This window comes from Mycobacterium intracellulare ATCC 13950, assembly GCF_000277125.1.
Classification (GTDB): Bacteria; Actinomycetota; Actinomycetes; order Mycobacteriales; family Mycobacteriaceae; genus Mycobacterium; species Mycobacterium intracellulare.
Map to the genome: position 1 here is coordinate 4922228 of NC_016946.1, position 13775 is coordinate 4936002.

The window sequence follows — 13775 nt, forward strand, 5'->3', positions numbered from 1 at the left end:
TGGCGCTGGTCACTCCGACAAACGTCACACCCGGCGAGCGGGTATCAACTAGCAGGCCAGAGGCGCCGACGAACCCGAAGTTAGGGGAGCCTTTCTCGCGCCGAAAGCCGCGAAGATGTAACTATGAGCGGGGCTTAAGCAGGCAAATAGAGCACAGGCCGAATTATCTATGCATTGGGGAGACCTTCTGTGACAACGCAGATGCTCATCAGGCTGGTCGTGGGCGTGGGCATGACGCTGGTCGTGGCCGCGCTCGCCGCACGACGGGTCCTGTGGCTGTTCAAGCTGATCACGTCCGGCAAGCCGGCCCCGGGGCACACCGACGAACCCGGCAAACGAATCTGGGCCGAGCTCTCCGAGGTCTTCGGGCAGCGCAAGCTGTTGAAGTGGTCGATCCCCGGCCTGGCGCACTTCTTCACCATGTGGGGCTTCTTCATCCTCCTCACGGTCTACATCGAGGCCTACGGGCTGTTGTTCCAGGACAACTTCCACATCCCGTTCATCGGGCGGTGGGACGCGCTGGGCTTCCTGCAGGACTTCTTCGCCACGGCCGTCTTCCTCGGCATCGCCACCTTCGCCGTCATCCGGTTGATGCGCAGCCCGAAGGAGATCGGCCGCTCATCCCGGTTCTACGGCTCGCACACCGGCGGCGCCTGGCTGGTGCTGTTCATGATCTTCAACGTCGTGTGGACCTACGTGCTGGTGCGCGGATCCGCGGTCAACAACGGCACGCTGCCCTACGGCAACGGGGCCTTCCTGTCGCAACTGTTCGGCGCGATCCTGCGCCCGCTGGGGCAGCCCGCCAACGAGATCATCGAAACGGTGGCCCTGCTGCTGCACATCGCGGTCATGCTGGCCTTCCTGATCATCGTGCTGCACTCCAAGCACATGCACATCTTCACGGCGCCGATCAACGTCATCTTCAAGCGGCTGCCCGACGGGCTCGGCCCGCTGCTGCCGCTCGAGCACGACGGCAAGCCGATCGACTTCGAAAACCCGCCCGACGACGCGACATTCGGGCGCGGCAAGGTCGAGGACTTCAGCTGGAAGGCCATGCTGGACTTCGCCACCTGTACCGAGTGCGGGCGCTGCCAGTCGCAGTGCCCGGCATGGAACACCGGCAAGCCGCTGTCCCCCAAGCTCGTTATCATGGACCTGCGCGACCACTGGATGGCCAAGGCGCCCTACATCCTGGGTGACAAGGAGAGCCCACTGGAGAGCACGCCGGCGGGCGGGCTCGGCGAGGAGCTGTCCGGCGAAGAGCACGCCGAGGCCCACCACGTTCCCGAGTCGGGCTTCGGCCGCGTCATGGGTTCCGGCCCGGAGCAGGCCACCCGGCCGCTGGTCGGCACCGAGGAGCAGGGCGGCGTCATCGACCCCGACGTGCTGTGGTCCTGCGTGTCCTGCGGCGCCTGCGTCGAGCAGTGCCCGGTGGACATCGAGCACGTCGATCACATCATCGACATGCGCCGCTACCAGGTGATGATGGAGTCCGAGTTCCCCTCGGAACTGTCGGTGCTGTTCAAGAACCTGGAAACCAAGGGCAACCCGTGGGGCCAGAACGCGTCGGACCGCACCAACTGGATCGACGAGGTCGACTTCGACGTGCCGGTCTACGGCGAGGACGTCGACAGCTTCGACGGCTACGAGTACCTGTTCTGGGTCGGCTGCGCCGGCGCCTACGACGACAAGGCCAAGAAGACCACCAAGGCCGTCGCCGAGCTGCTGGCCATCGCCGGGGTGAAGTACCTGGTGCTCGGCACCGGCGAGTCCTGCAACGGCGACTCCGCGCGCCGCTCGGGCAACGAGTTCCTATTCCAGCAGCTGGCCGCGCAAGCCGTCGAGACCCTGGACGGGCTGTTCGAGGGCACCGAGACCGTCGACCGCAAGATCGTGGTGACCTGCCCGCACTGCTTCAACACCCTGGGCCGCGAGTACCGCCAGCTCGGCGCGAACTACTCGGTGCTGCACCACACCCAGCTGCTCAACCGGCTGGTCCGGGACAACAGGCTGGTGCCGGTGACGCCGGTGTCGCAGGACATCACCTACCACGACCCCTGCTACCTGGGCCGGCACAACAAGGTCTACGAGGCGCCGCGTGAGCTGATCGGGACCTCTGGGGCGAACCTGACCGAGATGCCGCGGCACGCCGAGCGCAGCTTCTGCTGCGGCGCCGGCGGCGCGCGGATGTGGATGGAAGAGCACATCGGCAAGCGGATCAACCACGAGCGTGTCGACGAGGCGCTGGCCACCGGGGCCACCACCATCGCCACCGCGTGCCCGTTCTGCCGGGTGATGGTCACCGACGGCGTCAACGACCGGCAGGAGGAGGCCGGGCGCAGCGGTGTCGAGGTGCTCGACGTCGCCCAGATCCTGCTCGCGTCCCTCGAATACGACAAGGCGACGCTGCCCGAAAAGGGCACGGCCGCCAAGGAAGCCGAAAAACGGGCGGCCGCGGCGCCCAAGGCCGCGACGGCCACGGCGACCGCACCCGCCGAAGAGGCCGAGGAGGCGCAAGCCGAGGCGGCCCCGAAGGCCGCGGCCGCACCCGCCGCTCCCGTCAAGGGGCTCGGGATCGCCGGCGGCGCCAAGAAACCCGGGGCCAAGAAAGCCGCGCCCGCCGCGGAAGGCAAGGCCGAAGCGGCCGCCCCGGTCAAGGGGCTGGGCATCGCCGGCGGCGCCAAGAAACCAGGGGCCAAGAAGGCGGCACCGGCCAAGGCCGAGGCACCTGCCGAAGCGGCCGCGCCCGAGGCCGAGACCGAGGCCAAGGCGCCCGCCGCGCCCGTGAAGGGCCTGGGCCTGGCCGCGGGCGCCAAGCGACCCGGCGCCAAGAAGGCGGCCCCGAAGGCCGAGGCCCCCAAGGCCGAAGCACCCGAGGCCGAAGTGGCGCCGGAAGCCGAACCCGAGGCCAAGGCGCCCGCCGCGCCGGTGAAGGGCCTGGGCATCGCCGCGGGCGCCAAACGACCCGGCGCCAAGAAGGCGGCCCCGAAAGCCGAGGCGCCGAAAGCAGAAGCCGAGCCCGCCGAACAGGCGCCGGCCGAGCCGGCACCGAAAGCGGAGTCGGCAAAGCAGGCCGACGGCGACGACGCACCGTCGCAGCCGCCGGTCAAAGGCCTGGGCATCGCCCGCGGGGCGCGACCCCCGGGCAAGCGCTGACCTGCGATTTTTGCGCTTGACAGCAAATTTCAGTGGACAGTGATGGCACCATTGGTGATGTGACCACCCACCAGCTGCCTCATCAGCTGCCACCGCACCCGTCGGCCCATCACCGGCAGCAGCGCACTTTCGTGCAGTCGTCGAAGCTTCAGGACGTCCTGTACGAGATCCGCGGCCCGGTACATCAGCAGGCCGCGCGGCTGGAGGCCGAGGGTCATCGCATCCTCAAGCTCAACATCGGCAACCCGGCGCCGTTCGGCTTCGAGGCGCCCGACGTGATCATGCGCGACATGATCCAGGCCCTCCCGTACGCGCAGGGTTACTCCGACTCGCAGGGCATCCTGCCGGCCCGCCGCGCGGTGGTCACCCGCTACGAGTTGGTCGACGGATTCCCCCGCTTCGACGTCGACGACGTCTACCTGGGCAACGGGGTCTCCGAGCTGATCACGATGACGCTGCAGGCCCTGCTCGACAACGGTGACGAGGTGCTGATCCCGTCACCCGACTACCCGCTGTGGACGGCGTCGACGTCGCTGGCGGGCGGCACCCCGGTGCACTACCTGTGCGACGAGACGCAGGGCTGGCAGCCCGACATCGCCGACATGGAGTCCAAGATCACCGACCGCACCAAGGCGCTGGTGGTGATCAACCCGAACAACCCGACCGGCGCGGTGTACACCAGCGAAGTGCTCACGCAGATCGTCGAATTGGCGCGCAAGCACGAGCTGCTGCTGCTCGCCGACGAGATCTACGACAAGATCCTCTACGGCGACGCCAAGCACATCAACCTGGCCTCGCTGGCGCCGGACATGTTGTGCCTGACGTTCAACGGGCTGTCCAAGGCCTACCGGGTGGCCGGGTATCGGGCCGGCTGGCTGGCGATCACCGGGCCCAAGGACCACGCCGGCAGCTTCATCGAGGGGATCAACCTGCTGGCCAACATGCGCCTGTGCCCCAATGTCCCGGCGCAGCACGCGATCCAGGTCGCCCTGGGCGGCTACCAGAGCATCGACGACCTCGTCCTGCCCGGCGGCCGGCTGCTCGAGCAGCGCGACGTCGCCTGGACCAAGCTCAACGAGATTCCGGGGGTGTCCTGCGTCAAGCCGGACGGCGCTCTCTACGCCTTCCCGCGGCTGGACCCCGAGGTCTACGACATCGACGACGACGAGCAGCTCGTCCTCGATTTGCTGCTGCAGGAGAAGATTCTGGTCACCCAGGGCACCGGCTTCAATTGGCCCGCACCGGATCACCTGCGCATCGTGACCCTGCCGTGGGCCCGCGATCTGGCGGCGGCCATCGAGCGGCTGGGCAACTTCCTCGTCGCCTATCGCCAGTAAGCACCCAGGAAACCGCCTCTACGCTCGACCGGGTGACGCACTCCCACTCGCACAGCCTGCCGCCGGGCCCGTCCGGCATCGATCCGTTGCCCGCCAGGATCGTTGTCGGGCTGCTGGTCGCGATCGGTGTGGCGGTGGCCGTCGGCGCGATCCTGTTGTGGCCCAGTCGGCAGCGCGTCGACATCCCGATGCCGCTGCAGAACGCGTCCGGCGGCGCGGTGAGCACGCAGGCCGGGCACGTGCTGTCCAGCGGGTTGGGCGACTGCGGCAGCCCGTCGGTCAGTCAGGTCCTCACCGGCCCGCCCAAGCCCGCAGCGCCCGGCGCCGGGCGCTGCGTGTTGACCCAAGTCGCCGTCGATTCCGGACCCAACGCGGGCGCCACCACCCTGCTCGAGTCCTCCCCCGGGCCGGGTCAACCGAAATTCGCGGTGGGCGACCGCATTCGGGTCGTGCGCCAGGTCGACGACCAGGGCGCCACCAGCTACGCGTTCTACGACTTCGAACGGGGTTGGGCGCTGGTCGGTTTGGCGATCGCGTTCGCGGTGGTGATCGTGGCCGTGGCGCGCTGGCGCGGGCTGCTCGCGCTGGTGGGCATCCTGGTCGCGTTCGTGGTGCTGGTCATGTTTCTGCTGCCGGCCCTGCGGGACGGCGCCCCCGCGGTGCCGGTGGCGCTGGTGGCGTCGGCGGCGATCCTCTACGCGGTCATCTATCTTGCCCACGGGGTCAGCCTGCGGACCAGCGCCGCGCTGCTGGGCACCCTGTCGGCTCTGCTGCTTGCAGCCGGATTATCTTGGGCGGCAATACAATTGGCGCATCTCACCGGTCTGTCGGACGAGCAGAACACCACCGTCAGCGCGTACCTGGGCAACGTGTCGATCGGTGGCCTGCTGCTGGCCGGTTTCATCATCGGGTCGCTGGGTGTGCTCAACGATGTGACGGTGACCCAGTCCTCGACGGTGTTCGAGCTCGCCCGCCTCGGGGGCTCGCGGCGAGCGATCTTCGTGGGCGCCATCCGGGTGGGGCGCGATCACATCGCCAGTACCGTCTACACGCTGGTGCTGGCCTACGCGGGCAGTTCGCTGCCGCTGCTGCTGCTGTTCAGCGTCGCCAACCGCTCACTGACGGACGTGCTGACCGGGGAGAGCGTGGCCATCGAGATCGCCCGCTCGGCGGTGGGCGGGATGGCGTTGGCGCTGTCGGTGCCGCTGACCACGGGGATCGCGGCGGTGCTGGCGAAGCCTAGCGGCGGTCGTAAGCGCGGCGAAGCCGCGCGTAGCGGGCCGCCGCCACCGGCCTAGTGAAACCGGCTCCGCTCCAACAGGTTCAGCAGATAGGAGCCATACCCGGACTTGAGCAGGCTGTGCGCGCGCTGCGCCAATTGTTCATCGGTGATCCAGCCCTGCTGCCACGCCACCTCCTCGGGCACGCTGACCTTGAGGCCCTGGCGTCGTTCCAGCGTGCGGACGAAGTCGCTGGCGTCCAGCAGCGAGTCGAACGTGCCCGTGTCCAGCCAGGCCGTGCCGCGGGCCATCACCTCGACCGAGAGCCGGCCCCGGTTGAGATAGATCTGGTTGACCTCGGTGATCTCGTACTCGCCGCGCGCCGATTTCTTGAGCCCCTTGGCGATTTCGATCACGTCGTTGTCGTAGAAGTACAAACCCGGCACCGCGTAGTTGGATTTCGGTGTCTTGGGTTTCTCTTCCAAGGACAGCGCCAGGCCGTCGTCGCTGAATTCGACCACACCGTAGGCCGACGGGTTGGCCACCCAGTACGCGAAAACCGCTCCCCCGCTTATGGTTTGGAATCGGCGCAAGCTGGTGCCCAGTCCCGGTCCGTAGAAGATGTTGTCTCCCAACACCAAAGCCACCGACTCGTTGCCGATGTGGTCGGCGCCCAAAACGAACGCCTGGGCCAGACCGTCGGGCCGGTCCTGTGTCACGTAGGTGATGTTGACGCCGAATTGTGAGCCGTCGCCCAGGAGCCGCTGAAATCCCGGCGCGTCATGCGGGGTGGTGATCACCAGGATGTCGCGGATTCCGGCCATCATCAGGGTGGACAGCGGGTAGTAGACCATCGGTTTGTCGTAGACCGGCAGCAACTGCTTGCTGATGCCCGTGGTGATCGGATGCAGGCGGGTGCCCGACCCGCCGGCCAAGATGATTCCGCGCATGGATAGCTCCTGTGCCTGTGGTCCTAGTCGACGGCGTCGGATTCGGTGAGCTCGGTGGCCGCCAGCGCCGACGCGAGGCTGTCGTGCCGGAACACGGAGGTGACGTGGTCGCGCACCACCCGGAACGTCAGCGCGGCGTCGGTGGCGGCCCCCGGATCGCCGGTGCTGCCGGGTTTGAGTTCGACGGCGACGACACCGTCGTGCACATACATGCGGCCGAGCTCGGTCGCCGGCCGATGCGAGGCGGCCCAGCTGCGCAGCGCCTCGTGGCCCTGTGCGGCCCCGTGCGCGTCGCCCATCTCGATGTCGTCGCTGGACAGGGAGGCCAAGGTCTCGATGTCCGCGGCGTTGAGGGCGTCGTGCCATGCCAGAACGGTGGCGATCTCCGATGTGGTCATGGTGTGCAAATTACCGTGCGGCGCCGCGGCTAGAGCGGCGTACGGTCCAACCAGCGCTCCCACACGGCTTCGTCCCCGAACAGTTGGACGCCCGTGTCGGCCAGCGGGCGCCGGCGCAAAATCGCCAGCAGCAGCTCGGTGGCGCCGCCGCGCAGTGCCACGCTGCCCTTGCCGTGCTCGTGCGACCACGTGACCCGGCCCTGATCGACGGCGGCCGTCCACTCCCCGGCCTCGCCGAGGCCGGGGTCGGTGGCATGCAGGTGCAGGGTGGTCCCGTCCTCGAGGGGAAGCGGCGCCCCCTGGCCGCCCGCCTGGATCGCGACCCGCTCCAGCCATTCGGTGATCCCGTCGGCCGCGATGTCGGGCTCGAGGGCGAAATCGGTGCCCAGCGCGATCGCGGCGTCGGCCCGGTGCACGGCCACCTCGTGCAGCCGGCGCCGGATCCACCAGTTCGCCGGGCGCGGCCCGAGGAACGTCCAGACCGGCGTCTCCACCCCGGTCAGCTCGACGGCGTCCACCAGCCGTTGGGCGCCGCCGTGGAGCCAGGAGATCGCGTCGGCGGGGTCGGGCGGCGGCTTGCCGCCCTCCACGGTGCGGGGGTCGAGGTAGCTCTCGAGCCGGTCGCGCACGATCTGGGCCGCCCAGCGGTCGCCGCGCCCGACGTGGCGGAACAGCTGCCGCAGGGTCCACTCCGGGCAGGTGGGCACCGGCGTGGACTCGTCGGCACCGTCGAACAGCTCCGCGAAAGCCCGGTTCTGGTCGAGGAATGCGCCGGCGTAGTCCACGCCGGTCAGGCTACTCGCGTGGGCCGCGCCCGCTCGCCTTGCCGTGGGGATCCCGCGCCCTGCAGACTGTCGTCGATGACGAGACGATGGACCAGGCGCCGTGCTTGCTGACAGCGCGGGCCTCCCGGACGCGCACGCGGCGATCCGCGCGTTTTGGGAGCGCGAGGGTTCGGAATATGACCAGCGGGCCGCGCACGGTATCTCCTCGGAGCCGGAACGTCGACTGTGGACGGCGGCGCTGAGCGCAATCCCCGAGCGTTCGCGGGTGCTCGATATCGCCACGGGCACGGGCTTTGTCGCGTTGTTGCTGAGCGAGCTCGGCCACCGGGTGACCGGCGTGGATGCCTCCGAGGCGATGTTGGCCCGGGCCCGCGCCAAGGCCGCCGCCACCGCCGCGACTGTCGAGTTCGTGGAGGGTGTCACCGAAGAGCTGCCGTTCCCCGACGCCAGCTTCGACGCGCTGACGGCGCGGCACTTCATCTGGACCTTGCTCGAACCGGAGAAGGCCTTCGCGGAGTGGCGGCGGGTGTTGGCCCCGGACGCGACGCTGATCGCCGACGTCTCGCTGAACCCGCACGTGGCGGGCCACCATTACGCCGACGATGTCGCCGCCGCGTTGCCGTTTCGCGCACTCTCCGACGCTGCGCCGGTGGCCGACGCGCTCCGGTCGGCCGGGTTCGAGCACGTTCGGATCGACCTTTCTCGAGATGGCGGGGAATACCCCCGAGCCATGCTGCACGCCCGGGCCGGCCAATAGCGCCGAGCCGCAACATATTTCATGACGGTGACGCGCGCCGGATTCCTCCGAAATCGGACTGTGCCGCGTAATCAGTTGCTTTCAAGCTGATTTCAACCGTCGTCAATCGCGCGCCATGGCGCTGAACTGGGCAGGGGCTCCGGACGGTCGTACTCGCCGCGATGCCCCACTCGCGCCGGTCATTTCGATCGCCGGCGCGGGTGCGCGGAGCATGACCGGCCGACCATTCGGAGACCTCGATGACGATCGCAGAGCAGGAAAGCAGCCGGGCGGCGACCCCGCCCGAAGAGGCGGCGCCCGTCCCGGACATGCGCCGGGTGGCGCTGGCCAGTCTCGCGGGCAGCGTGCTGGAGTGGTACGACTTCTTCCTCTACGGCTTCGCGGCCACCCTGGTCTTCGGTCCGCTGTTCTTCCCGCGCGCCTCGGCCACGGCCGGTGTGCTTGCCGCACTTGGCACTTTCGCGGTGGGGTTCGTCGCCCGCCCGCTGGGCGGGGTCGTCTTCGGGCACTTGGGTGACCGCCTCGGACGCAAGAAGATGCTGGTGGCAACGCTTTTGATCATGGGCATCCCGTCGTTTCTGATCGGGCTGCTGCCCAGCTACAGCGCGATAGGGTGGTCGGCACCCGCGCTGCTGGTGTTGTTGCGGTTTCTTCAGGGGGTGGGGCTCGGCGGCGAATGGGCCGGCGCGGTCCTGGTGGTCACCGAGACCAGCCCGCCACACCGCAGCGGTTTCTGGGGATCGCTGGTGCAGACCGGGGCGACCCTGGGCCAGGGGTTGGCCACCGGCTCGCTGTTCATCCTGGCCTCGTTGCTGAGCGAGCACAGTTTCGTGACGTGGGGTTGGCGGGTGCCGTTCCTGTTCGGGATCGCGCTGAGCGTGGTCGGCCTGTTCATTCGGTTGCGGGTGATGGAATCGCCGGAGTTCACCGCGCTGCACCGCAGCGGCGAACTGTCGCGTTTCCCGTTGCGCGAGGCGGTGCGTCAGCACGGTCGCACGATGCTGGTCTGCTTCGGGGTCTATTTGGGCGGCGTGACCGTCCCGTTCTTCGTCGAGACCGTCTTCCTCACCGGCTACGGCACCAAAAGCCTTGCCCTGCCGGCCTCGTCGGTGCTGCTGGGCATCTCCGCCGTGCACGTCACCGTATTCTGGGTGCTGACGCTGCTGGGCGGCTGGCTCGCCGATCGGGTCGGCGCGCCGCGGGTGGTCCGAGCGGGCCTACTCGGATTGCTCGTGTTGCCAACGGCGGGGCTGCTGGCCGTCCTCTCCGCCTCCTCGACGGTGGCGGCGCTGCTGATCACCGAGACCTTGATCGGCGCGCCGATGTGGGTCGTATGGGGCGCGTTGCCCAAATACCTCGCCGAGTCCTTCCCGGCCCGGGTCCGCTACACCGGAATGTCGTTGTCCGGCCAGAGTTCCACCATCATCGGCGGACTCATCCCGTTGCTGCTCACCTCGGTGATCGCCCACGTGGGCGGGGCGTTGTGGCCGGTAGCGCTGACCACCACCGCGGTGGCGGCGTTCGGGGTGCTCGGCCTGCTGTGGTCGCACCGGAGCCGGTGAGGTCGGGCCCACGCCCTGTCAGGCGGCCCCAAAGAACTGGCCCTCCAACGGCTCCGATGGGCGCCCGTCCGGGCCGACCGGGATGTCGCCGACCAGCGTGGTCCGATGCAGCACGCGCTCGTGATCGAGATGCTCGAAGTCGCGCGGCGCGAGATGCAACGTGGCCCGATTGTCCCAGAACGCAACGCTTCCCGGCTCCCACTTGAATCGAACCGAATACTCCGGGCGGGAGATCTGCTCGAACAACAGGCCCAGGACGTGACGACTCTCCCGCGGGGACAGGTCGACGATCTCCTTGGTGAAGAACTGGTTGACATACACCACGCGCTCGTTGGTCTCGGGGTGCACCCGCACCACCGGATGGATTGCCGCCAACGGCTTGCCGCGAACCAGCTCGCCGATCTTCTCGGCGCTGCGTTCGAAGGCCAGCGTGGCACCGAACCGGTGCTCGGCGCGAAGCCCGTCGATGAACCCACGCACCAGTGGTGAAAGGCCTTGGTAGACACCTACGGTGTCGGACTTTTGAGGGTAACGACGATCCGATCCCGCGAGAGCGGTTGAAATCGGACTGAAGGAAAGCCCGCTCTTGTGTCCCTACGGTCGCGGGGCGCCGAGCCGATATACCCGCCAGCCCGCCCGCTGCCAGCGGGCGGTGTCCAGGCAGTTGCGGCCGTCGACGATGACGCGGGCGCGCACCCCGTCGGCCAGGTCGTCGGGATCGAGCTCGACGAATTGCCGCCACTCGGTGAGCACCAGCACGGCATCCGCGCGCTCGCAGGCCTCTTCGACCGAGACCGCATAGTTCAGGGTCGGGAACAGGCGCTGCGCGTTGTCCAGCGCCTTGGGGTCATAGACGTTGACCGCGGCGCCGTTGAGCTGCAGTTGCCCCGCCACGTTGAGGGCGGGCGAGTCGCGCACGTCGTCGGATTCGGGCTTGAACGCCGCGCCGAGCACCGCGACGTTGGCGCCCAGCAGCGATCCGCCGCACGCCGCGCTGGCCAGTTCCACCATCCGGGTGCGGCGACGCATGTTGATGCTGTCCACCTCACGCAGGAACGTCAGCGCCTGGTCGGCCCCGAGTTCGCCGGCGCGCGCCATGAATGCCCGGATGTCCTTGGGCAGGCAGCCACCGCCGAAACCCAAACCGGCGTTGAGGAATTGGCGTCCGATGCGGGGATCGTATCCGAGCGCATCCGCCAGCAGGCTGACGTCCGCGCCGGCCGCCTCGCACACCTCGGAAATGGCGTTGATGAACGAGATCTTCGTCGCCAGAAAGGCATTGGCGGAGACCTTGACCAACTCCGCGGTTTGCAGATCCGTCACCAGGAACGGCACCCCCGCGTCCAGCAGCGGGCCGTACAGCTCACGAACGGCGGCCTCGGCGCGCACCGAATCCTGGTGGACCCCAAGCACAATGCGGTCCGGGCGCAGGGTGTCCTGCACCGCGTAGCCCTCGCGCAGAAACTCCGGATTCCAGGCGATTTCGACGTCCACCCCGCGCGGCGCCAGCGCGGCGGCACGTTGGTTCAACTCGGCCGCGGTGCCCACCGGGACCGTCGATTTGCCCACCAGCACCGCCGAACTGGTCAACCGGGGCACCAACTCGTCGATCACGGCATAGACGTGGCGCAGATCGGCGCCGTATTCGCCCTTCTTCTGCGGTGTGCCCACGCCCAGGAAGTGCAGGTCGGCGAAGTCGGCGGCCGCGTCGTAGTCGGTGGTGAACCGCAGCCGTCCCGCAGCCAGGTTCTCGTTCAACAACTTTCGCAAGCCTGGCTCGTAAAAGGGGATGTCACCCCCGGCGAGCTTGGCCACCTTGCCCGGGTCGATGTCGATCCCGAGGACGTCGTGTCCGAGCGCCGCCATCCCGACCGCGTGGGTGGCACCGAGGTATCCCGTGCCGAACACGGTGCATCGCATACCACTGGTGTAAGCGACCCCGATGAGCTAACCGCGTCGCCGGGCTAAGCGGGAGGCAACGGAAGATGACGGGTGGCCGCCGCTCCGCCGGCCTATTAAATCCCCGGGATGCCCGGGATGTTGATGCGTGGGCCACCCCCGCCGAATCCGCCGTGACCGTGGCCACCGCCGAAACCGCCGCGCGGCCCGCCGCCGAAGCCGCCGCGCGGGCCACCGGGGAAGCCGTCGTCGTGGTCCCCGTGGCCTCCGCCGTGACCGGGGCCCCACCCGCCACCGGGCGGACCGCCGATGCCTGGGATCGGCAGCGGGATCGGCACCGGAACGGGCGCGACCGGCGGCGGAGCGGGAGCGGGCGGCGGGGCCGCCGGAACCGGGATCGGCGCGGGCGCCACCGGGGCCGGAGCCGGGGCGGCCGGAGCCGGGGCGGGAGCCTCTGGAACGGGCGCCGGGGCCTCCGGGGCGGGCGCGGGAGCCGCGGGCGCCTGGGCAGGCGCCGGGGCCGCGGGCGCCGGGGCGGGCCGGGTGGGCGCGACCACGACGTTCTCATTCGGGCTGGGCCGCACATTCGCCGTCGGGCGGATGGCGATGGCCAGTGAGACGACCAGCGCCACCACGCCGATGACGAAGACCGCCGCCACGGCGCTGCCCACCAACTTGAAGTTGCGCCCACGATATTCCGCGCCGACGAGCTCGGTCGCCGCGGTCTGCGAGCCGGTGAAGAAGTCGTCGGGGTCGTCGGGCACGGCGCTATAGGCCAGGGCATCCACCCCGGCGTCGCCGGGCGCGTCGAAGTAGCCGGGCGCCACCGCCAGCGGATTGATTGCGCCGGTGCCGGGATCCTGCGCGTATGCCAGGGCGGCGGTGGACGACGCGAACAGCGGGGCATGCGCCGACGCCAGCGCGGCGCCGCGGGCCAGCGCCGTTTCCGGTTCCTCGGCCGCCGTCAACGGCAGGGTGGTCGCCGCCTCCAGCGCGGGCTTGATCAGCGGGATGTCGATGCCGGAGCCCACGACGAACACGGCGTCCGGGCGGCTTTCCATGTTCTCCGCACCGGAGACCAGCCGCGTCAGCTCGGCGACGGCCGCCTCGTCGTCTTCGGGGAGAACCTGGCGCCGGACGTCGGCGATGGATCCGTCGGCGCTGTCGACGATCGCCAGCGTCGCGGTTTCGGGCTCGATGTAGAGCAGCGCGGTCTGCGCGTAGTTGGTTCGGTGGCCGACCGCTTGGGCCAGCGCGGCCGCGGCCAGGAAGGCCGAGACCAGCATCACATTTTCGACCTTGTGGGCGGCGAGCTTGTCGCGCAGCGCGGCCGCCTCGACGGGGTCGGTGAAGGTGACCCCGGTCGACGCCAGTTGGTAGCCACCCTCCGCTGCGCCCTGACGCGTCCCCAAGATGGCGGAGACTACCTGGTCCGAGGCGGTGACAGTTGCTGCGTCAGTGGACGTCGTCACGTCGAAATTGTCTTCATCGACGGTCGCACCGTCGCCGTTTTCCCCCTCGACCAGCACCATCCGGACTGCGGTCGGCGCCATCGACACACCAAGTACGGTGTCCAAAGCTCCTCCAATAGTCGGTTGCTAGTCATTCGCGGTGAGGGCGTCGCCGTCGCACGAAATGATGGCGCGTGACATCGCTGAGTCCCCACCGTTATTCCCCTAGTGCCCCGATTTTACGCGTGTTCGGCGGCCGG

The 13775-nt window shown here is 69.0% G+C and carries 11 protein-coding genes; 5 read left to right on the forward strand and 6 right to left on the reverse strand.

Translation table 11 applies throughout. The features are described from left to right. Positions 1-189 precede the first annotated feature (189 nt). The 3 genes from OCU_RS47790 to OCU_RS47800 are packed head-to-tail and all read left to right on the forward strand — an operon-like array spanning position 190 to position 5791. Complete coding sequence (locus tag OCU_RS47790; RefSeq protein WP_168162064.1) at positions 190-3156, forward strand: (Fe-S)-binding protein; 2967 nt, start codon at positions 190-192, stop codon at positions 3154-3156. 32 nt (positions 3157-3188) lie between these two features. Then, positions 3189-4493, forward strand: coding sequence for a pyridoxal phosphate-dependent aminotransferase (locus OCU_RS47795; RefSeq protein ID WP_009954017.1), 1305 nt, complete (start codon positions 3189-3191; stop codon positions 4491-4493). Between the two features lie 32 nt (positions 4494-4525). Further along, the gene (locus OCU_RS47800; protein ID WP_009954016.1) at positions 4526-5791 is read left to right on the forward strand and encodes a YibE/F family protein; all 1266 of its coding nucleotides are present in this window, start codon (positions 4526-4528) and stop codon (positions 5789-5791) included. Here the strand turns inward: OCU_RS47800 and rfbA are convergent. Genes rfbA through OCU_RS47815 form a run of 3 tightly spaced genes read right to left on the reverse strand, consistent with a single transcriptional unit; the run spans position 5788 to position 7846 of the window. Beyond that, positions 5788-6663 carry a glucose-1-phosphate thymidylyltransferase RfbA gene (gene rfbA, locus OCU_RS47805; protein ID WP_008261569.1) on the reverse strand — a complete coding sequence of 292 codons (876 nt, stop codon included), beginning with the start codon at positions 6661-6663 and terminating at the stop codon, positions 5788-5790. The genes OCU_RS47800 and rfbA overlap by 4 nt on opposite strands. Positions 6664-6686: 23 nt before the next feature. Beyond that, a complete protein-coding gene (locus OCU_RS47810; RefSeq protein WP_009954015.1) occupies positions 6687-7061 on the reverse strand; it encodes a nuclear transport factor 2 family protein in 375 nt (124 codons plus the stop codon). Positions 7062-7090: 29 nt separating this feature from the next. After that, positions 7091-7846, reverse strand: a complete 756-nt coding sequence (locus OCU_RS47815) for a maleylpyruvate isomerase family mycothiol-dependent enzyme (RefSeq protein WP_009954014.1) — start codon at positions 7844-7846, stop codon at positions 7091-7093. 100 nt (positions 7847-7946) lie between these two features. On the opposite strand from OCU_RS47815, the gene OCU_RS47820 reads away from it, so the two are divergent. Together OCU_RS47820 and OCU_RS47825 are read left to right on the forward strand one after the other, a co-directional pair. Continuing rightward, complete coding sequence (locus OCU_RS47820; RefSeq protein ID WP_009954013.1) at positions 7947-8603, forward strand: class I SAM-dependent methyltransferase; 657 nt, start codon at positions 7947-7949, stop codon at positions 8601-8603. Between the two features lie 239 nt (positions 8604-8842). Further along, positions 8843-10165 (forward strand): MFS transporter, encoded by a 1323-nt coding sequence (locus tag OCU_RS47825; RefSeq protein ID WP_009954012.1) that lies wholly within the window; start codon positions 8843-8845, stop codon positions 10163-10165. An 18-nt stretch (positions 10166-10183) separates the two neighbouring features. Here the strand turns inward: OCU_RS47825 and OCU_RS47830 are convergent, their stop codons facing one another. The 3 genes from OCU_RS47830 to OCU_RS47840 all read right to left on the reverse strand — a co-directional run bounded on the left by OCU_RS47830 (position 10184) and on the right by OCU_RS47840 (position 13641). Then, positions 10184-10645 (reverse strand): TauD/TfdA dioxygenase family protein, encoded by a 462-nt coding sequence (locus OCU_RS47830; RefSeq protein WP_009954011.1) that lies wholly within the window; start codon positions 10643-10645, stop codon positions 10184-10186. Between the two features lie 114 nt (positions 10646-10759). Further along, on the reverse strand, positions 10760-12085 hold the full coding sequence (locus OCU_RS47835; protein ID WP_008261583.1) for a UDP-glucose dehydrogenase family protein: 1326 nt from the start codon (positions 12083-12085) through the stop codon (positions 10760-10762). Between the two features lie 95 nt (positions 12086-12180). Continuing rightward, entirely contained in the window at positions 12181-13641 is a 1461-nt protein-coding gene (locus OCU_RS47840; protein ID WP_416188422.1) for a DUF7159 family protein, read from the reverse strand. Positions 13642-13775: the final 134 nt, after the last annotated feature.

Excerpts from the sequence above, each read along its gene's own strand:
- OCU_RS47810 (WP_009954015.1), bottom strand. The coding sequence starts at position 7,061 with ATGACCACATCGGAGATCGCCACCGTTCTGGCATGGCACGACGCCCTC.
- OCU_RS47825 (WP_009954012.1), top strand. The coding sequence starts at position 8,843 with ATGACGATCGCAGAGCAGGAAAGCAGCCGGGCGGCGACCCCGCCCGAA.
- rfbA (WP_008261569.1), bottom strand. The coding sequence starts at position 6,663 with ATGCGCGGAATCATCTTGGCCGGCGGGTCGGGCACCCGCCTGCATCCG.
- OCU_RS47835 (WP_008261583.1), bottom strand. The coding sequence starts at position 12,085 with ATGCGATGCACCGTGTTCGGCACGGGATACCTCGGTGCCACCCACGCG.